Consider the following 19,823-nt stretch of genomic DNA (forward strand, 5'->3'; position numbering starts at 1 on the left):
ACCCTAAATCGCCGCCGCAACCTCAGCCCCATCACGAATCGCACGTTTGGCATCTAGTTCAGCTGCTAGCTTTGCGCCGCCGATGAGGTGATACTGTGCATCTGGCGCATCACCGACATTCGGCATTAGCTCTACCACGGACTCTTGACCGGCACACACCACCACGCTATCGACACGTAGCAGTTGGCTTTGGCCTTGGTTATTGGTAATCCAAATACCTTCATTGGTGATTTTTTCGTACTGTGCGCCCGATACTTGGATGACGCCATGCGACTTGACATGAGCGCGGTGTACCCAGCCAGTGGTTTTGTTAAGGCTGCGACCCAAGCGTCCTTTAGTGCGCTGCATAAGGTACACTTGGCGAATAGGCGTGATGCCTTCAGGTTTGAGCAAGCCACCTTCAGTTTGATAATCAGGGCTATTCGTAACGCCCCACTCTTCACGCCACTCTTCAACCGACTGCGCCTTTGGACGATAGCTTGGATCCTTGAGCGTTTCAGGCCCCAACTCATCGAGTGGCTGACCATGATTGGCTGTTAGGTATTCGCTGACATCAAAGCCAATACCGCCAGCGCCAATGACAGCGACCGTATCACCGACTGATTTTTCACCCGATAACAATTCTGCATAGCTCATCACTTGTGGCAAATCAGCGCCTTCGAGCTTACCTGCTAAGCTTCTTGGCACCACGCCAGTGGCAACGATGATATGATGGAATTTGGCTTTTTCAAGCATTGCCTTATCGACTTTGGTATTAAGCTGAATCTCAACGCCTAAATGCTCAAGCTCATTGATATAGTAGCGGATGGTCTCAAAGAATTCTTCTTTGCCTGGGATGACTTTGGCGTAGTTAAACTGCCCGCCCAAGATATCTTTGGCTTCAAATAAAGTGACATCATGACCACGAAGGGCGGCAACATGAGCCGCTGACATGCCAGCGACACCGCCGCCAATGACCGCGACTTTTTGCGGTTTTTTGGTTTTTTTATAGACCAGCTCGGTCTCATGACAAGCTTGCGGATTGACCAAACAAGTCGAGCGTTTGTTTTCAAACGTATGATCGAGACAAGCTTGGTTACAGGCGATACAAGTGTTGATACGGTCAGCTTCGCCATTTTTGGCTTTATTGACCCAGTTGGCATCGGCGAGGAATGGACGTGCCATTTGAATCAAGTCGGCCTGACCGCTAGCGATGATTTCTTCAGCGGTGTCTGGCATATTGATCCGGTTGGCCGCCATCATCGGGATACTGATGTGCTTTTTAATCTCAGCGGTAAAGTCAACAAAGGCAGCACGTGGGACGCTAGTCACGATGGTTGGGACACGCGCTTCATGCCAGCCGATACCGGTATTCATGATAGTCACGCCTGCTTCTTCTAGCGCTTTAGCCACAGTGATGACCTCATCCATGACGTTGCCATCTTTGACTAAGTCAATCACTGACAAACGAAATAGAATAATAAAATCTTCACCAGCCGCCGCGCGGACAGCCTTAACCACATCAACTGCAAACTTCATACGATTTTGAATATCACCGCCGTATTCGTCCTTACGCTTATTCACATGACGCGATAAGAACTGATTAAGCAAATAACCTTCAGAGCCCATAATTTCGACACCATCATAGCCTGCTTGCTTGGCAAGTTTTGCACAGCGTGCATAGTCCTTCACCGTCTGCTCGATATTTTTAATGCTCATTTTACGCGGTTTAAACGGAGTGATTGGCGACTTAATAGGACTTGATGACACGATAAATGGATGATAACCGTAGCGACCACTGTGCAGGATTTGCATGATGATTTTGCTGTCATATTTATGCGCCGCGCGAGTGACCCGCTGATGGTTAATAACGTCAGCTCTCGTATTCATGGTGCCGCCAGCAGGCAACAACCACCCTTCACGATTGGGCGAGATACCGCCTGTAATCATCATCGCCACGCCGCCCTTTGCACGCTCCGCAAAATACGCCGCCAGTTTACCGTAATTATAAAAGCGATCTTCAAGTCCTGTGTGCATTGAGCCCATAACCACACGGTTTTTAAGGGTGGTAAAGCCCAAATCTAACGGCTCAAACAAGTGCGGATAATGCTCAGATGCATTGGCGGTATCCGTCGCCATGTCAGTGCTCGCAATACGATCAGAGGTCTTAGTATTTGAGTCTGCTGGGCGTACGCTACTAGGGCTGGCGCTCATATCATCGTCCTTATGAATTAATGGGTTATATTTTTATCACTTGCTCACAATAATCTGATGTCATCGGTAGTCTAGTTCTTCATACGATGATTCAGCCTACTTTTAACTTGCTCATATTCATATCATTGAGTATGGGGTATATTGGGTTTAAAAATGATCATATTTAATGATTCAGTGTTCATTCTATCGTAACACACCGCTATTATTCACAGCTACGCAGACAAGCGACTGACGAGTGAACAATATGTTTACATCACTGTGTTCATAACATTATTTACTCTGTCTTTTTAATTAAGTAGTTAGGTAAAGGCCACAAAACAAACTCGCTTTCTAGGTACAGTTGTCTATAATAAAAAGAATACGTGTTAATCAAGATGGCTATTAACCTGCAAAATTTAATCTGTAAAAACCAATATAAAAAACCGTCAAATTCATAATACGATAAAGATAAAGGACTATTTCCATGACCGACTTTCATACGGGTCTTAGCAAAAATGCAGCCAACTATCAACCGCTCACTCCAATTGACTTTATCATCCGTAGTGCGCAGGTCTATCCTGACAAGACCGCCATTATTTATGACGATCTAGAGCACAATGACCTCATCCAGACGTGGCAGCAAACTTACACTCGTTGCCGTCAGCTAGCAGATGGCCTACGCAAATTAGGCGTTGATAAAAATGATACGGTTGCGGTCATGATGCCAAACACCCCAGCGATGGTCGAATGCGCGTTTGGTGTACCGATGTCAGGCGGCGTACTCTGTACACTAAATACGCGACTCGATATCAATGCCTTGACCTTTTGTCTACAGCATTCAGAAGCCAAAGTGTTAATTTTAGATAGTGAGTTTGCTGAACATGCTGAGATTATCGATGAAACTTTTCCAAACTTGATTGTCATTCATGCAACAGACGCTGCAGTCGATGTAGAGCGTTTTGGACAGATGAGCTATGAAGAATTGGTTGCCAGCTCAGACAGTCTAGATAATTGGGAAAAGCCTGCTGATGAATGGGAAGCAATTGCGCTCAATTATACGTCTGGCACCACAGGCAAACCTAAAGGCGTGGTCTATCATCATCGCGGTGCCACGCTTAATGCCGTCTCTAATATTCTAGATTGGGATATGCCTAAACACCCCATGTACTTATGGACGTTGCCTCTGTTTCACTGTAACGGCTGGTGTTTTCCGTGGACCATCGCTGAGCGTGCTGGTGTCAACGTCTGCTTACGTAAGATTGATGCCGACTTAATCTTACAGCTTATTGCTAAGCATAAAGTGACGCATTATTGTTCAGCACCTATCGTACACAACATGATTGCAGGCGGTAAGCCTGTATACAAAGAAGCGATTAATCATGAAGTCAAGGGCTGGGTCGCTGGTGCGCCGCCGTCTGAAACTATGCTAGCGGCTATGGAGGCGATGGGCTTTCATATCTCGCATGTGTACGGTCTAACTGAAGTGTATGGACCAGTAACGGTCTGTGCCGAGCAAGCAGAATGGAATGATCTTGATGTCGCAGCACGCGCACAAAAGAAGTCGCGCCAAGGCGTGACCTCACATTTGATGACTGGGTTTGAGCTGTTTAAACAAGGCACCACCGAAACGGTTGCCGCTGATGGCAAAGAGATGGGCGAGCTGGCACTGCGCGGTAATATGGTGATGAAAGGCTACCTCAAAAGCCGCAAAGCGACCGAAGAAGCCTTCGCTGATGGTTGGTTCCGTACTGGTGATTTGGGCGTCAAATACCCTGACGGTTATATTAAAATTATGGACAGACTCAAAGACATCATCATCTCAGGCGGTGAGAATATCTCAAGCATAGAGGTCGAAAACGTCTTATATAAATTACCTGCCGTTCAAAGCTGTGCAGTAGTGGCAGCCCCACATGAAAAATGGGGCGAAGTACCAGTGGCCTTTATCGAGATTCATGAAGACAGCACCTTGCAGCGCGATACGGTGATGGAGCACTGTAAGCAGCATTTAGCCGGTTTTAAAGTCCCTAAATATATTATCTTTGCTGAAATCCCAAAAACCAGCACCGGCAAAGTACAAAAATTTGAGCTGCGCCAAGCGGCCGTCTCACTTGCACATGAAACCCCTAAAGTAACGCCTAGCGCACAGTAGCGTTTAAATCTGAGTGACGAGCGCTTGTATACTGAAGCTTAAGACACAAAAAAGGCTTAGTCTATTCTCTTAGACTAAGCCTTCTTTATTTTGATGTTGGTTTGCATCAACGAAACCTGTGCTAATTAAGCCTAGGCTCAAGCCATTGATTAATTAGCATACCAATTATCATCGCTGGGATAAAGACATAAGCCTGCCACTGTCCGGTACCAAGCAGTACAATACCAGGCCCTGGACAAATACCAACTAGCCCCCAGCCGATACCAAATAACATCGCCCCGATTAACAATTTTTTTGTGATGATTGTCTTACTAGGCATATCAATTGCGCTGCCAATCCAGCTGGTCTGTTGCCGTCTGGCTAATTGCACGCCAACGATGGCAACTGCTAGGCCGCCGCCCATCACTAGCGCTAGAGAAATATCCCAAGCGCCAAAAACGTCCAAAAAGCCTTGTACTTTGACAGGATCGGTCATACCTGATATCAGCAGCCCAAACCCGAATAATAAACCAGCCAGTAATCCAATTATATTTTTTAGCATTGTTATATCCCGCTATTATCTTTTATAAATACTATCAAACGCCATCTGTACAATACGCTACTTATGCCGCTTTGCATTTACAGTAGCCCCAGTACATGACGACCGATATAGACGGTCACGATACCAAAGAACATAAACGTTACCGTCGCCACCATCGAACGTGGTGACAGGCGTGCATTACCACAGATGCCATGACCACTTGTGCAACCTGAACCTAAGCGCGTTCCAAAGCCGACCAGCAAACCTGCACCAATTAATAAGGGTAGAGAGGTACTAATTTCCACATCAGCCAGCGGACTTGTCGATTTATATAGCACTGGTGAGACGATAAGACCCAGTATGAATAGCACCTGCCACATTTCCACGCGCTTGGGTTTGAGCAAACTTGAAAAAATGCCACTAATACCTGCAATACGTCCAATACCCAGTAGCAGGACGACAGTCGCTATCCCTAATATCAATCCTCCTGCTAAGGATATTGGCGTAAATGCCTGCCAGTCTACTTGTATACTCATAATGATTTACCTACTAGTTTTTAGCGATTGTCTAACAAACTTTTTATTTATTAAAATACATTATATTATAAAGAATAATAAAAAGCCAAAAAAATACTGAGCGCAAAGTCTCAGTATTTTTGCTAATAGCAATTTAGTAGGTACAGGTATTATTTCGCCAATACCTCTTCAAGTACCGACTCAAACCGTTGTACCGCACCGTCAATATCCGTTAGCTTATCTAAGCCGAATAAACCTAAGCGGAAGGTTTTAAAGCTATCAGGCTCACCTACTTTCAATGGTACACCAGACGCAATCTGCATACCAGCTTCTGCAAAAGCGCTACCTTTGTGCATATCATCACGTTCAGTATAAGAAACGACGACACCTGGCGCTTTAAAGCCATCGGCTGCGACGCTCTCAATACCTTTATTTTCTAATACTTTACGGACACGCTCGCCAAGCTCCCACTGCGCATCGCACAGTTTATCAAAACCAATCTCTTTGACTTCATTGATCGTATCGCGGAACTGACGCAAGCTATCTGTTGGCATGGTGGCATGATACGCATGACCGCCATTCTCATAGGCACGCATGATGTTTAACCACTGCTTTAAATCAAGGCTAAAATTATTCGATTCAGTACTGTCTACTTTTTTGACAGCAGCGTCGCTAAGCATAACCAGTCCGGCACAAGGGGTACTACTCCAGCCTTTTTGGGGTGCGCTAATAAGCACATCAATACCCAATGCTTTCATATCGAGCCAGACACAACCTGAGGCAATACAGTCAATCACTAATAAGCCACCAACGCTATGAGTCGCCTCTGCTAGTGCTTTAATGTAGTCCTCTGGCAAAATGATACCGGCTGAAGTCTCAACATGCGGAGCAAAGACAACCGCAGGTTTTTGTTCTTTAATTTTAGCCACAGCGGTTTCGATATCGACGGGTGCAAACGGTTTTGGGGCATCAGTATCTTCGGTGCGATCAGCGGTTAAGACCGTAGACGACTTGGCAATATTGCCTTTTTCTAAAATTTGCGTCCAGCGATAGCTAAACCAACCGTTACGGATGATTAGACAGTCTTGATCTTTTGCTAACTGTGCCGCGACCGCTTCCATACCATAAGTACCAGATCCTGGAACAATGGCGACGGCATCAGCGTTATAGACTGATTTGAGCTCGCTAGATAGGTCATTCATTACTTGCTGAAAGACTTTTGACATATGATTAAGGGCGCGATCAGTATAAACCACTGAATATTCTAATAAACCTTCTGGGTCGATATCTTGACGTAATGCGGTCATGGGACACTCCTTGTTTGTTGTTAGACTATGTAGGTGTTATTAATTTTTGATTATAAAAAAACTTGGTTATAGCAAATTTTTGCTACTAAACTTGGGTACTGATACGATTATCTAGGCAACAGTACCAAACAATGAACACCGAGTAATAATAGAGGGTATGACATAGGATTGACGATATAGCGCTTTATCCTAGCGCTATTGCCGTTGTTGACTGTACTTTTTATAACTTAGGTTTTGTAACCCTTAAGTGATATCTGCACCATTGTTGATGCTACGCGGCGGTAGGCGGGTCAAAATGGTCGCTGACAATTTAGCATGGCAACATGCAGTAAACTGTAAGAAGCGCAGTAATACTACTGTCGATGTTCGCTACATTGTTATCACCTAGTGCATATATGACAGCTTGATAGTAGCACTGATAATGACGGTTGACAACGGTTTGTTGACGTCATAATAGTGCCTATACAATCGATAACTTATTAATAACCAAAAGACAATTATTAACGCTTACGGTAAGCGTCGTGCAGGCCCGATACGACAAACTCAAGCAACTCACTATCGCCTTCACGGGCGGCTTTACGCATAAGCTTTGATGGTGCATGCGTGAGCGTTTGGGTAAGACGCCGTGATAGCTCAGTGATGACATCTTCAGCGCTCGCTTCTCCTTGCTCAAGTTTTGCAATAGACTCATGCAGAAGTTTGTCGACTTGGGTATGCGTCGACATACGATAGCGCTGAATATCTTTTCCTACTTGCTTGACTTGAAAGCTGCGCTCCATCTCTACGACCAATTGACTCACTAGCAGCTCAGCATCCACGGCGGCTTGCCTGCGCTGCTCAATATTGCCTGCGATTACATGCTGCAAGTCGTCGACAGAATACAGATAAACATCGTCAATACGACTAATCGTTGAGTCGATATCACGCGGTACGGCCAAATCAATCATTAGTATGGGCCGATAGCGGCGACGTTTTAGTGCTTGCATGGTCATCGTTTTATCAATCAATAAATCCATGCTACCGCTGCAGCTACTTACAACATCGGCCTCTGCCAGCACTTGTGGCAAATCTTGTAAGGATCTAACCTCCACGCTGCGGTTAGAATGACGCAGCTCTGCCGCTAGCGCTTCGGCACGCTCAGGGTTGCGATTGCAGATGATAATTCGCCCTACTCCAAGCCCTGCAATATGGGTTGCGACCAAGCGGTTCATCTCACCGGCTGCAACCACTAATAAAGTACGGCTAGGTAAATCGTCAAATATTTGGGTGACCAATTTGGCTGCTGCAAAGCCGAGCGAGACAGCCTGAGCGCCAACTTGGGTTTCATTACGCACACGTTTGGCGGCTGCAAAAACTTGATCGACAATCCAGCCTAACTGGTTACTGAGTGCTTTTTCATCCTGCGCAAGATGCACGGCTCGTTTGATTTGACCTAAGATTTGCGGCTCACCGAGTATCATAGAGTCAAGACCCGCTGCCACTCGCAGCCAATGAGTAAGCGCATGCGTATCGCGATGTACGTAAAGATAAGCATCAATGTCATTCAATGGCACCTGCTTAAAGTTAGCAAGCCATGTTTTGATTTGCAGGATATGAGCGTTAATAGATGACGAAGAAACGTTGGTGCTGGCAATAGAATCATTACCAAGCGCGCCGTTATTAGGAGTTTGGGAGGCTGATAATTGAGGAACTAGCGCATAGATTTCAGTACGGTTACAAGTTGAGACAATCACACTTCCATCAGTAAAGACCTCTAACTGCTCAAGGGCGATGGTCACATCATCACCCACGAACGCCAAGCGCTCACGTAGAGCGACTGGTGCGGTTTTATGATTGACCCCAATGACCACTAATCTCATTATCGATAGACCATAGACATAACGCTCACCGACCTAATCTATCACTATAGTGTGCCCAAGGTATATTGCAGCATATTACAGTCAATGATTAGCTGGTGCATAGACGTGACGTTATTGATTTGAATAGGTTATATAGCAGATACTATAAATATAAAACCGCTTATTATATCATTGTTACCGATTTTATTTAACACCTGCTCATTTGCGCTAGCTATTCGCTTGTATCTGGGCGCCTGACCAACAAATCAACCGCTATAGATGCTTTTACTAAATATTATTGCTAGATATGAAGAGTATGACCTTTCACTATCGTCAAACTATAATTAAAAACAAGTATGCTATGATTGACCCAGTTATTATTAAAATCGTTTATCTGGTTTTTTATTTTTTGCGCATATTGCTCACTTTAATACATCGATAGTAGTGGTTATTTCTCATCGTATTCTGTTAATCTCTGCCTTGTCTATTAGGTAACACGAGTACTATTGTTTAGTCTCTAGATAGGCCTTTATAATGAAATGTCTTTTTTATTAGTGAATACCCTTATTCTATGATCTTTTTTGGGTGGTTGTTTCAGTCAAAGTTTGCGCTATCGTCTGTGTACGATTGTCAATTTAATTTTCAATATTTATTAAATGACATGCTGAATCGTTTGCGTAAGCGTCGTAAGCTAATTTTGTTATTGGCCACTTTACTGTGTATTGACACTTCTGCTCATGCAAATTTCGTAGATACCCCTACACTGATATGTCCACCTAAGACAGTCGTTGTCGATATAGATCGTGACTCGACCCGTCATGTCATTAGTAAAAATAGTACTCAACATATGACGTTTCATAAAGACGATACTGATTTGATGGTGTTTCCACTAACCTCTCACTCAGTCGATACTGATGACCATAACCAACTAAAGGATCAATCCAGAAATCAATCAATAGATAGTACAATCAATACTGCCAAGCTGCCCTCAGCGACTGTCTTACAGCCAGAGCTTAGAGAACCCAGTTTGTATGCTTTACTAAATGCAGAATTCGCGGCAGATCGCGGTGATATTGAACGGGCACTAACCCTTTATAAGCAGCAGTCTTTTAAAGAAGATGCCACGGCAGTATTTGAGCGCGCGCTGAGCTTGTCGCTGCGTCATGACAATGTCGGGGACTCGTTACAGTTTGCCAAAATGTGGCAAGATCAAAACCCTGATCACGTACCCGCTTGGTTTTATGTGGCGCATTTAGCGCTTAAAGCTCACGACTATACTCTAGCGGGTCAGTCCTTAGACCGTATTTTGCGCTATGATCCACGTACTGATTTGAGCGACATATTGATTGGTATTTACCCAACGACAGACAGCGATCAGCGTGAGCTCTTAGAAGCCTTACAGCCTATTAATAGCGAGCAAAACGCCTCTTTATCAGTGTTAAAAGCAGGCTTGCTGTATCAATTTAATGAGCCTGAGATTGCCATTATTCATATCAATAGAGCTTTGTTACATCAGCCTGATTATGTGCCTTTTATTACCCTAAAAGCCGATATTTTACGCAAAACCGAACCAGCAGAGACGGTGCTTAATTATGTCAATCAATCACGCCTGCGTAATCCTGATAGCAAAAGCTTGTACTTATATGAAATCCGCTATTTGCTTGATCTACAGCAGAGCCAAGAAGCCCTAGAGTTACTCCTTGAAGCGCATCAGCGCTTTAATGATGCAGAGATTACTCTATTGGCCGCTTTGGTCAGCTTGGATAATGAAGAATACCGTAGCGCTGACCGCCTCTTAAACGTACTGGCAAAGACCCCTACTTATCTAGATCAAGCATATTATTATTTGGGTATTAGCGCAGAGCGACAACAGCGCTTTGAGCAAGCCAAATCTTATCTAAAGAGCGTCATGCAAGAAGATTTGGTACTGGCAGCACGCAAAAAAGTGGTCGATCTTGAACTGCTAGATGACAATATTGATGCTGCGATCGACACATTGGTTAATCTGCGTAAACAGTTTACCGTCTTTGCTCCCGAAACTTACGTCTTACAAGCCAATATCTTATGGCAGCACGACCAAGCTGAGGAAGCTCTACAGTTATTGACTCGCGTCAGCCGCAAGTACCCTAATGATCAGTCCATACTGTTCGCCCGTGTACAACTGCTTGATGATCGCAGTGACTATATCATCAAACGTACTGTACTCAATCACTTGCAAGCGCTAGATCCTAACAATCTGTCTTACCAGCTAAGTTATGCTCAATTACTTTTGGCTAATGATCAAAACTCTGCACAAGGGTTAGAGCTTGCCCAAAGCATACGTCAGGTTCGTTTCGATGATCCTCGCTACGATAACGAGCTGCATTTGCAAGCACTAAACGTACTGGCTAGCAGCGCTTTGGCCAATGAAAACTACGCACAAGTCATCGAGTACCTAAAAACCCCTTATGATGTATTGCCAACGCTACGCTCAGGTGTGCTGTTGCTACGCGCCTATCAAGGACTGGGCGAAAGCGCAAAGGTCAACGCGCTACTGACGGACTTGCAACAGCGTTTTTCGTTTGGACAACACAACGTCAATGACCGCGTACAGCTTTATTAAAAAGTAATTGAATGAATAATTGTCATTTTTTATCATATACAATCACTACTCATGTAACCAATAAGTCTCTAACAACAGGGCATAACTGAGTAACAAACTGAGCGTAATATTTTTTAGCATTAACTACATTAAGTTTGTAAATTTTGAGGAACAATCATGTCTGCACGCTCAACAACACTACGCCATAAACCCAATAAATTAGCCGCATTCAGCGCGATGACCGCTGCCTTATTAATAATGTCTGGTTGTCAGTCTTTACAAGGTACAAGTACTAATGCTGGCCCCTCAACTATGGTGCAAGCTCAAAAACTCGATAACTTCAATATCACAGGCAAGATTGGTGTGACCACGCCTGCCAATAGTGCGACTAATACAGGCGCGCAAGGTGGTAGTGCTTTTTACGCTTGGGGACAGCAAAACGAGCGCTTTGCCATTGAATTGATCGGTGCGTTAGGCATTGGCAAAACTAATATCGAATATGATGGTCAAACGGCAACTTTAGTCAGTGAAAAAACAGGCACCTTAACCGCTGACAACCCTGAAACTTTGCTACAAAAAGCCACTGGCTGGCAAGCGCCTATCTCACAAATGCCGTATTGGATATCAGGGCGCTCAGCACCTTCAGACAGCGCCCCGCAGCTTGATGCGCAAGGTCGTCTCATAAGCTCAGTTAATGGGCAATGGACGGCAAGCTTTACTTACAAAGGTACAGATAAATTGCCTGTTAAGATTAGCGCTGTGCAGCCAAAAGGCCACAAAGTCATCATGACTATTAATCACCAAAGCAGCTGATAAATATAACCAATGACGACCGATAATTCCTTGACTTCAAAAGCGTCTATAACACGCTTATCTCCTGCCAAGATAAATTTATTTTTGCATATCGTAGGTAAGCGTGCAGATAACTATCATAATTTGCAAACGGTTTTTCGCCTACTTGATTGGGGCGACTATTTGCATTTCTTAGTTGCAGACACGGTAGTTGCGATTAAGGGTCAAGATGTAAGTAATATCTGTCGTCAACTGTTGACCTTGTCTGGTGCAGATACTATTACTAGTGTTATAGAAGATAATTTAATTGTTAAAGCCGCTCATGCTTTATTGGCTGCGGCTTTGCAGTCAAAAAAACTACCCAAGCAGCTACCGCAAGTATGTATTGGTTTAGACAAGCGTTTGCCAATGGGTGCAGGCTTGGGCGGCGGCTCTTCTAATGCCGCAACTACCTTATTAACATTAAATGAGATTTGGCGATTTAACTTCACTCAAGATGAGCTGATAAAAATCGGTGCGACGATTGGTGCAGATGTGCCAATATTTATTTTTGGGCAAGACGCTATCGCTATGGGTATTGGCGAAGAATTGACCGCCATTAATTTGCCGAATCAGCACTATCTAATCCTAACACCAAATGCTCACATCAATACGGCAACACTCTTTGCACATCCTAAATTACAGCGTGATATCACACCACTCTCAATACAAACAATTGAAAATCAGTTTGACAATTATCTGCAACACTTAACTGCACCCTATCACAATGTTTTTACTCCAGTCGTCACCAGCCTCGCCCCCGCCGTTGATGAAGCATTAGATTATTTGAAAAGTTTAGAAAAAGTGGCGTTAGGCACAGCACGAATGACTGGCTCTGGTAGCGCGGTATTTTTGCCATTGGAGGCGAGTATTGCTAGGGATAAGGTACGGTTGGCAAAATGGATTTCAGCGGCGCCTTGTGCTGGGTATGTGGTGAGAAGCTTATAGCTATTACTTAAAAGATAGGGTGCGAACAGCCTACCTGAAATACTTAATCAAATAAGAGTTCTAGATGATAAAACCAGCCAAATTAAATAAAGGAGATACTGTCGCCACCGTATCCCTCTCTTGGGGCGGAGCAAGTGAGCTTCCGCATCGTTATCAAGCTGGCAAACAGCAATTTCAAGATACCTTTGGCGTGAATGTCATTGAAATGCACAACACTCTAAAGCCTGCTAAATGGTTACAAGAAAATCCACAGGCGAGAGCAGATGACCTACATGAAGCGCTGACTAATCCCAATGTAAAAGCCATCATTTCTAATATTGGCGGATCAGATAGTATTCGCCTATTACCTTATATTGACTTCGACTTAATTCAGAAAAACCCAAAAATATTTTTAGGTTTCTCAGACTCTACCATAACCCATTTTATGTTTTACAAAGCAGGTGTTACCTCGTTTTATGGCACCAGTCTATTGGTTGGTTTTGCTGAAAACGGCGGTATGCATGACTATGTCATTGAAGATATTAAACGCACTCTATTTTCTAGTAGACCTGTTGGGCAGATTCAGCCAAGTACCGTTTGGACAAGTGAGTGGCTCGAATGGGAAAACCCTGAACTTGCGACTAAAAAACGCATGATGACCCAAAGCCTAGGATGGCGTTGGTTAAATGGTCAGAGTAAACAACAAGGAAAAGCTGTAGGTAAAGTAACAGGTGAGCTGCTTGGTGGTTGTATAGAAGTACTAGAGTTTATGAAAGATACGGCTTTATGGGTGAGTCCTGCAGATTGGCAGGGCAAAATCTTATTTATTGAAACCTCCGAAGATCAACCTTCGCCTACCTTTTTTAGATATTGGTTACGCAATTATGTAGCATCCGGCATTATGGAACGCATTAGAGGAATTATTCTTGGGCGTCCTGAAGATAACAAATTCTGGCGAGAGTATGATGAAGTGTTACTCGATGTGATCTATAATGAAGCTGGACTGAGTCATTTGCCAATCATAACAGGGATGGATTTTGGACACAGTAGCCCGACTTTTACCCTACCCCTAGGTGTAAAAGCGCAAATTGATTGTGACAATCAAACTTTCTCTATCATAGAAAGTGGCGTTAGTGAATAGATTGAGTCATCAAGCGCAGTAGCAAAGACTTGTAGGGTGTGGCCTAGCGTACCATTTATAGTTGTCTTAACTCAATATCGGTGCGCTGGGCGCACCCTACGCAAACTTGTATAGAATGCACTTTACGCACCGAAAAGATACGGATCATTAAAGATGGTGTGTGCAAGACATACTTATTCAAGCTCGACCTACACGCTAACCTTGCAGTCCTAGCCAAACCTTAGCAGCTGACTCTTCGTCAGGGTTAAAGCCTTTGATATCCAAATTTGGTATCATCCAACCTTCAATTTCAGCAACCTTTTGTAGCCATTGCTGCTCACTGATAACTGCCATCTTGCCAAAATACTTCATGGTTGCCCATAACTCAGGCATACGTCTCATCTCATCCATTACTGCCGAAAAAGATGGCATGGCAAAGCTATCAATGCGATAGAGTAAAGTGGCATTTTGTAGTTCAGTATTTGGGTCAGCCTGAACCATAGACGCCGTTGCCTGCACCCATTCATCAAGTAGACGATTCATATCATCACTATGTATTTTGCCATTAATGGCTAACTCAATGTGATTGTTACTGTGCTTGGTTAGAAGATAGGTCATATCGCTTTCCTTATTCCGTACGTGCTGATAGTGCTATCTATATTACCTTATTTTCTCTGTGGTATTGAGTAAGACATGTGTATGAATGTGGCTTTGTTAAAACAACTATGGACGACGACTATGATTGCTTTTCATTACTGAACTGCCAAAACTACCTTAGAGTTTACTTTTTACGAATAAAAGAACATAAATGACTTGCAAAATCTCAAAATTTACTTATAATAGGTCGCCACAATAGGGGTATAGCCAAGTTGGTAAGGCATCAGGTTTTGATCCTGACATCCGTTGGTTCGAGTCCAGCTACCCCTGCCATTTTTTAGTTTGGATTGCTGATTTATAGCAATTGACAACACCTTCCCAGTTTCGGTATAGTTCGCAATGAACACCGCTCGGGAACACTGTCTTAGACGGTTGAATAGGTAACGACGTCAGTCTAGTATTTTATCAATATTTAGCTTTCGTACTACCTAGACATTACAGGGGTATAGCCAAGTTGGTAAGGCATCAGGTTTTGATCCTGACATCCGTTGGTTCGAGTCCAGCTACCCCTGCCATTTTTTACTGTAAAAGTAGTCTTCAATTATTTTCACCACTCTTTTCTTTATTTGGGCAGTTAGACACTGCTTAGTGGTCGCTGCTTGAGTCAATAAATAGGACTTCAGTCATGCCTTATTTGGCAATTTTTACGGGCAATGCCCATCCAGAACTTGCGAAAACCGTCGCCGACCACCTACACATCCCTCTTGGTAAAGCTGACATCACCCGTTTTTCTGATGGCGAAATTGCTGTGGAAATCAAAGAACACGTACGCGGTAAAGACGTGTTTATTATGCAGCCGACTTGTGCACCGACCAACGATAATTTGATGGAAATCATGATGATGGCGGATGCGCTTCGTCGTTCTAGTGCTGGCCGTATTACAGCAGTTATGCCGTATTTTGGTTATGCGCGTCAAGACCGTCGTCCTCGTTCTGCTCGCGTACCTATCTCGGCCAAAGTCGTCGCTGACATGCTAAATATCGTTAGCATTGATCGCGTCATGACGGTGGACCTACACTCAGATCAGATTCAAGGTTTCTTCGACATTCCTGTAGATAACATCTACGGCACACCCGTCCTTTTGAACGATTTGCAAAAGCAAGACTACGACAACATCATGGTGGTTTCACCTGACGTTGGCGGTGTGGTTCGTGCGCGCGCAATGGCCAAGCAATTAGGTGATACTGATATGGCGATCATCGATAAACGCCGTGCCCGTGCCAACGAGTCACAAGTCATGCATATCATCGGTGATGTTCGTGATCGTGACTGCGTTATCGTTGACGATATGGTCGATACGGCAGGTACGCTATGTAAAGCGGCTGAAGCCCTAAAAGAAAACGGCGCCCGTCGTGTATTGGCTTATATCACTCACCCTGTCCTATCAGGTAATGCCCTAAAAAATATCAGCGAATCGGCATTGGACGAAGTGGTCGTGACTGACACCATTCCATTGTCTCCTGCTGCGCAAGCATGTAGCAAAATCCGTCAAGTCTCTATAGCTCCGATGCTGGCTGAAAGCTTACGCCGTATCAATAATGAAGAGTCTATCAGCGCTATGTTTGACGCTTAGAGGCTGTAGTTTTTCTTTGAGCTTTGTGATTCTGATTACTTAATGATTGGCGCTAAAGATTAACTTTAGCGCTTTTTTTCGCTTTAATGTTTTTGCTCATGGCCAACCGTCTATCATTTGTCACGTAAGAGCTTCTTAATCTTCATCAAATTATCTAAGCCTTTATTATTGCTGCAAAAACACGTATAATGCGCGCCTGTATGCATTATTCGTAAGCTTTAAGCATTTGAGGCTTAGCGGTATGACTCATACTATTTAAGGTATCGATTATCCGGTAGAAGACTGGTCGCAAGTCTTAGGTTACTGGTAGATACTTCACATACACTCTATAGGATTATATCCATGACTATCGATCATTTTGCAATTAATGCGGTTGACCGCTCTGCTGAACAACAAGGTAAAGGTGCGAGCCGCCGCCTACGTAAGCAGAACTTAGTACCTGCTATCATTTATGGTGGCGGTGAAGAACCAACAGCTATCTCAATTAAATTGAATGAGATGGTAAAGTCGCTTGAATACGAAGCCTTCTTTTCACAAATCTTGACGATCACAACTGATAAAGGTGAAGAGCATCAAGTCGTTATTAAAGACTTACAGCGTCATCCTGCTAAAGGCTTTCCAATGCATGCTGACTTTCAGCGCATTATCAAAGGCCAGAAGATCAACATGAACGTTCCTGTGCATTTCGCTGGTCGTGAAGAAGCTCCTGGTACAAAAGCAGGCGGTATCCTATCTACGTTGGTTACTGAAGTTGAAATCGTTTGCCTACCATCACAGCTACCTGAGTACCTAGAAGTAGATGTATCAGGTATGGAAATCGGCGATCTATTCCGTTTATCAGACATCGACTTACCTGAAGGCGTGATTATCTTTGATCTTGATATGGAAGATGCGCACGACCGCACTATCGTTAACATGCAGCCACCAACGGTTGAAGAAGTTGACGAAGATGCTGAGGAAGTTGATGCTGACGAAGTACCAGCTACCGAGCAAGCTGACAAAGCTGACGACAAAGACGCTGAATAATTGATTATAGGTCAGTAGACACCGCTCTACTGACCTATAATAGTAGCGAGTTTGTTGATATAGAAACAGCAGGTGATCATTGTCTCCTGCTGTTTTTGTCAGTACTATTTGAAAAGGCATTTACAAAAATAACTGACAGCGTTATTTATTTAAATAATATTCATTTTAGGCTATTTACTCTTTGTATTATTTTACTTTGTAGTTAGCTTAACCCTCATTTTAAGCAAGGTATGTTATGGCGATAAAACTCATTGTTGGTCTTGGTAATCCTGGTGAGCAATATATGTTTACTCGCCATAATGCAGGTTTTTGGTTTGTGCAGCATATCGCTCATCATTTTAATATTGCCTTAAGCCCTGATAAGAAGTTCCATGGCGTGACCGGACGCGGACAAGTATATGGTCATGATGTGCGCTTGCTACTACCCCTAACTTTTATGAATAAATCAGGGCAGTCAGTCGTGCCGATGGTCAATTATTACAATATCGCCAATGATGAGCTACTGATCGCTCATGATGAGCTCGACATTGATGCCGGTAGCATCAAGCTAAAAACGGCGGGCGGTCATGGCGGTCATAATGGCCTGCGTGATATTACCCCGCATATTGGAAACGACTTTCATCGCTTGCGCGTCGGTATTGGGCATCCAGGACATAAGTCTAAAGTGAGCGGACATGTCCTCTCTAAAGCATCGCCTGATGAACAAATTGCGATCGATAGTGCACTCACGACAGCTTTTGAAGCGCTACCTTTATTATTAGAGGGCGATATTGAACGCGCGCGTTCGCAAATTAATAGTTTTAAACTACCTGCCTAAACGGTATGATACTTTTGGTTCAGACCTTATGACTTTTGCTTAAGTTTGTCTAAAACTGCTAACGCTATTTTGTGTTTATCAGTAATTAGCCAGCACAAGCTTTGTAAGGTCTTGATTTAACCTTTAATTTTTATGTATCCGTCCCCATTAACTGATTACTTTTGTTACGCTAAGGAAGCAATTCATGCTACTTAATATGCTTAAATGCAAATTGCACCGTGCCCGCGTCACGCATGCTGAGCTCCATTATGAAGGCTCATGCGGTATCGATGGCGACTTATTAGATCTTGCTGGATTACGCGAGAACGAATCTATCGACATCTATAATGTCACCAATGGTAAGCGCTTTCGCACCTACGCTATTCGCGCTGAAGCTGGCTCTGGTATTATCTCATTAAATGGTGCCGCCGCTCATATGGCAGACTTAGGTGATATCGTCATTATTTGCGCTTATGCTCATTTTGATGAAGTTGAAGCCTCGACCTACCAGCCAAAACTGGTTTATTGTAATGAAGATAACACCGTTAAAGACACTGCAAATATTATCCCTGTGCAAGTGGCTTAATAGTTCCGATAAAAAGTCAAAAGCGCCCATATTTATAGTTAGCCTGCATTAAACTTTGCAAAACTATTTATTCCGATACAAAAGCTGAATCCACATTGTGGTTCGGCTTTTTTTATATCAATCCAGATTTAATAATTCATCATTTTTGAAGGAAAGTACCCATGTGGTTGGCAGGTGTTGCAATACTGATTGGTTTGGCCATTCTGGTTTGGAGTGCTGATGTATTCATTGATGGCGCAACCGCATTAGCAAAGACGTTAGGTGTACCTAGTTTTCTGATTGGGGTGTTGATCTTAGGATTGGGTACCTCCGCACCTGAGATGGTGGTATCGATATTAGCAGCGCTAGATGGTAGTCCTGAGCTTGCCTTAGGCAATGCTTACGGCTCAAATATCATCAACATTGCGTTAGTTTTAGGGGCGACCGTTCTCATCAGCCCCATTGTGATTCATAAAGGTATCGTAGCACGTGACTTACCTATGCTATTACTCATTACTGCTCTGTCAGCATGGCAATTGCGTGATGGCGTACTAAGCTTGAACGATGGTATCTCGTTATTAGTTTTGTTAGTTATCGTCTTAAGCATCCAAATCGTACTGAGCCTACGTGAGGGCAGATCAAAGCCGAAAAACGATGTCATCGAAGACAGCGATACAGTAAAAATTGTTCCGGTAACAAACAATACGATAGAAAGCTTAGGGGTAAAAAGTACTGATTCAGGTTATATAGAACCAAGTTTGGCACGGGGTTTGGGCAGCTTGTTTGTGGGTATGCTGATGCTGGTCTTAAGCTCACGAGCGATTGTTTGGGGTGCAGTTGAGATGGCGGCATTTTGGGGATTAAGCGAGTTGATTATTGGTCTGACCATCGTCGCTGTTGGCACGTCTCTACCAGAGTTGGTGGCAAGCCTCGCTGCAGCGCGTCATGGTGAGCATGATATGGCACTTGGTAATATCATTGGCTCCAATATCTTTAATACGTTAGGAGTAGTCGGGCTAGCGGCTGTTATCGCACCAATTACAACCAACCCAATAATTTTATCTCATGATGTATTGGTAATGGCACTGATTACCTCTCTACTCTTTATAATGTGTGCATTTGCTTTTATATCTAATCGAAAATTTGGTCGTACCTCTGGCCTTACAATGATACTACTGTTTATTGGCTATACGGTATGGCTGGTTCAAACGGCCATTGTATAAAAGGCATCAGCATCATCGATGGG

General features: G+C 43.7%; 17 protein-coding genes and 2 tRNA genes. 13 read left to right on the forward strand and 6 right to left on the reverse strand.

The features are described from left to right. Window positions 1-3: 3 nt before the first annotated feature. On the reverse strand, window positions 4-2,118 hold the full coding sequence (locus Q0890_RS05695) for an NADPH-dependent 2,4-dienoyl-CoA reductase (protein WP_299219000.1): 2,115 nt from the start codon (window positions 2,116-2,118) through the stop codon (window positions 4-6). Between the two features lie 538 nt (window positions 2,119-2,656). Between Q0890_RS05695 and Q0890_RS05700 the strand changes: the two genes are divergently transcribed. Then, window positions 2,657-4,321, forward strand: coding sequence for an AMP-binding protein (locus tag Q0890_RS05700; protein WP_299218504.1), 1,665 nt, complete (start codon window positions 2,657-2,659; stop codon window positions 4,319-4,321). Between the two features lie 121 nt (window positions 4,322-4,442). On the opposite strand, the gene Q0890_RS05705 is transcribed toward Q0890_RS05700, so the two are convergent. From Q0890_RS05705 to Q0890_RS05715, 3 genes are all read right to left on the reverse strand, one after another. Further along, window positions 4,443-4,862 (reverse strand): DUF6691 family protein, encoded by a 420-nt coding sequence (locus Q0890_RS05705; protein ID WP_299218506.1) that lies wholly within the window; start codon window positions 4,860-4,862, stop codon window positions 4,443-4,445. 77 nt (window positions 4,863-4,939) lie between these two features. Next, on the reverse strand, window positions 4,940-5,377 hold the full coding sequence (locus Q0890_RS05710; RefSeq protein ID WP_299218508.1) for a YeeE/YedE family protein: 438 nt from the start codon (window positions 5,375-5,377) through the stop codon (window positions 4,940-4,942). Between the two features lie 149 nt (window positions 5,378-5,526). Beyond that, window positions 5,527-6,663 (reverse strand): aminotransferase class V-fold PLP-dependent enzyme, encoded by a 1,137-nt coding sequence (locus tag Q0890_RS05715; RefSeq protein WP_299218510.1) that lies wholly within the window; start codon window positions 6,661-6,663, stop codon window positions 5,527-5,529. Window positions 6,664-6,910: 247 nt separating this feature from the next. On the opposite strand from Q0890_RS05715, the gene Q0890_RS05720 reads away from it, so the two are divergent. Next, the gene (locus tag Q0890_RS05720; protein WP_299218512.1) at window positions 6,911-7,051 is read left to right on the forward strand and encodes a hypothetical protein; all 141 of its coding nucleotides are present in this window, start codon (window positions 6,911-6,913) and stop codon (window positions 7,049-7,051) included. Between the two features lie 112 nt (window positions 7,052-7,163). Here the strand turns inward: Q0890_RS05720 and hemA are convergent, their stop codons facing one another. After that, window positions 7,164-8,522 (reverse strand): glutamyl-tRNA reductase, encoded by a 1,359-nt coding sequence (gene hemA / locus Q0890_RS05725; protein WP_299218514.1) that lies wholly within the window; start codon window positions 8,520-8,522, stop codon window positions 7,164-7,166. 640 nt (window positions 8,523-9,162) lie between these two features. On the opposite strand from hemA, the gene Q0890_RS05730 reads away from it, so the two are divergent. The 4 genes from Q0890_RS05730 (at window position 9,163) to Q0890_RS05745 (ending at window position 13,981) form a co-directional block, all read left to right on the forward strand. Next, a complete protein-coding gene (locus Q0890_RS05730; protein ID WP_299218516.1) occupies window positions 9,163-11,103 on the forward strand; it encodes a hypothetical protein in 1,941 nt (646 codons plus the stop codon). Between the two features lie 156 nt (window positions 11,104-11,259). Further along, the gene (gene lolB, locus Q0890_RS05735; protein ID WP_299218518.1) at window positions 11,260-11,895 is read left to right on the forward strand and encodes a lipoprotein insertase outer membrane protein LolB; all 636 of its coding nucleotides are present in this window, start codon (window positions 11,260-11,262) and stop codon (window positions 11,893-11,895) included. A 12-nt stretch (window positions 11,896-11,907) separates the two neighbouring features. Continuing rightward, window positions 11,908-12,861, forward strand: a complete 954-nt coding sequence (gene ispE, locus Q0890_RS05740) for a 4-(cytidine 5'-diphospho)-2-C-methyl-D-erythritol kinase (RefSeq protein WP_299218520.1) — start codon at window positions 11,908-11,910, stop codon at window positions 12,859-12,861. A 64-nt stretch (window positions 12,862-12,925) separates the two neighbouring features. Further along, window positions 12,926-13,981, forward strand: a complete 1,056-nt coding sequence (locus tag Q0890_RS05745; RefSeq protein WP_299218523.1) for a S66 peptidase family protein — start codon at window positions 12,926-12,928, stop codon at window positions 13,979-13,981. 195 nt (window positions 13,982-14,176) lie between these two features. On the opposite strand, the gene Q0890_RS05750 is transcribed toward Q0890_RS05745, so the two are convergent. Further along, window positions 14,177-14,578, reverse strand: a complete 402-nt coding sequence (locus Q0890_RS05750) for an STAS/SEC14 domain-containing protein (RefSeq protein ID WP_299218525.1) — start codon at window positions 14,576-14,578, stop codon at window positions 14,177-14,179. A 236-nt stretch (window positions 14,579-14,814) separates the two neighbouring features. Here Q0890_RS05750 and Q0890_RS05755 point away from each other — a divergent pair. The 7 genes from Q0890_RS05755 (at window position 14,815) to Q0890_RS05785 (ending at window position 19,800) form a co-directional block, all read left to right on the forward strand. Next, window positions 14,815-14,890: transfer RNA gene (locus Q0890_RS05755), tRNA-Gln, on the forward strand. A gap of 166 nt (window positions 14,891-15,056) precedes the next feature. Further along, a tRNA-Gln gene (locus Q0890_RS05760) sits at window positions 15,057-15,132 on the forward strand. A gap of 110 nt (window positions 15,133-15,242) precedes the next feature. Continuing rightward, window positions 15,243-16,190, forward strand: a complete 948-nt coding sequence (locus Q0890_RS05765) for a ribose-phosphate pyrophosphokinase (protein WP_173239542.1) — start codon at window positions 15,243-15,245, stop codon at window positions 16,188-16,190. Window positions 16,191-16,532: 342 nt separating this feature from the next. After that, window positions 16,533-17,216: a 50S ribosomal protein L25/general stress protein Ctc gene (locus Q0890_RS05770; RefSeq protein ID WP_299218529.1), complete on the forward strand. Its 684-nt coding sequence runs from the start codon at window positions 16,533-16,535 to the stop codon at window positions 17,214-17,216. Between the two features lie 235 nt (window positions 17,217-17,451). Next, window positions 17,452-18,033, forward strand: a complete 582-nt coding sequence (pth, locus tag Q0890_RS05775) for an aminoacyl-tRNA hydrolase (protein WP_299218531.1) — start codon at window positions 17,452-17,454, stop codon at window positions 18,031-18,033. Window positions 18,034-18,217: 184 nt separating this feature from the next. Next, window positions 18,218-18,598 carry an aspartate 1-decarboxylase gene (gene panD / locus Q0890_RS05780; protein ID WP_010196068.1) on the forward strand — a complete coding sequence of 127 codons (381 nt, stop codon included), beginning with the start codon at window positions 18,218-18,220 and terminating at the stop codon, window positions 18,596-18,598. Window positions 18,599-18,759: 161 nt separating this feature from the next. Beyond that, entirely contained in the window at window positions 18,760-19,800 is a 1,041-nt protein-coding gene (locus Q0890_RS05785) for a calcium/sodium antiporter (protein ID WP_299218533.1), read from the forward strand. The last annotated feature ends 23 nt before the right edge of the window (window positions 19,801-19,823 follow it).

The sequence above is a fragment of the uncultured Psychrobacter sp. genome (assembly GCF_947488565.1).
In the GTDB taxonomy this organism is placed as follows: Bacteria; Pseudomonadota; Gammaproteobacteria; order Pseudomonadales; family Moraxellaceae; genus Psychrobacter; species Psychrobacter saeujeotis.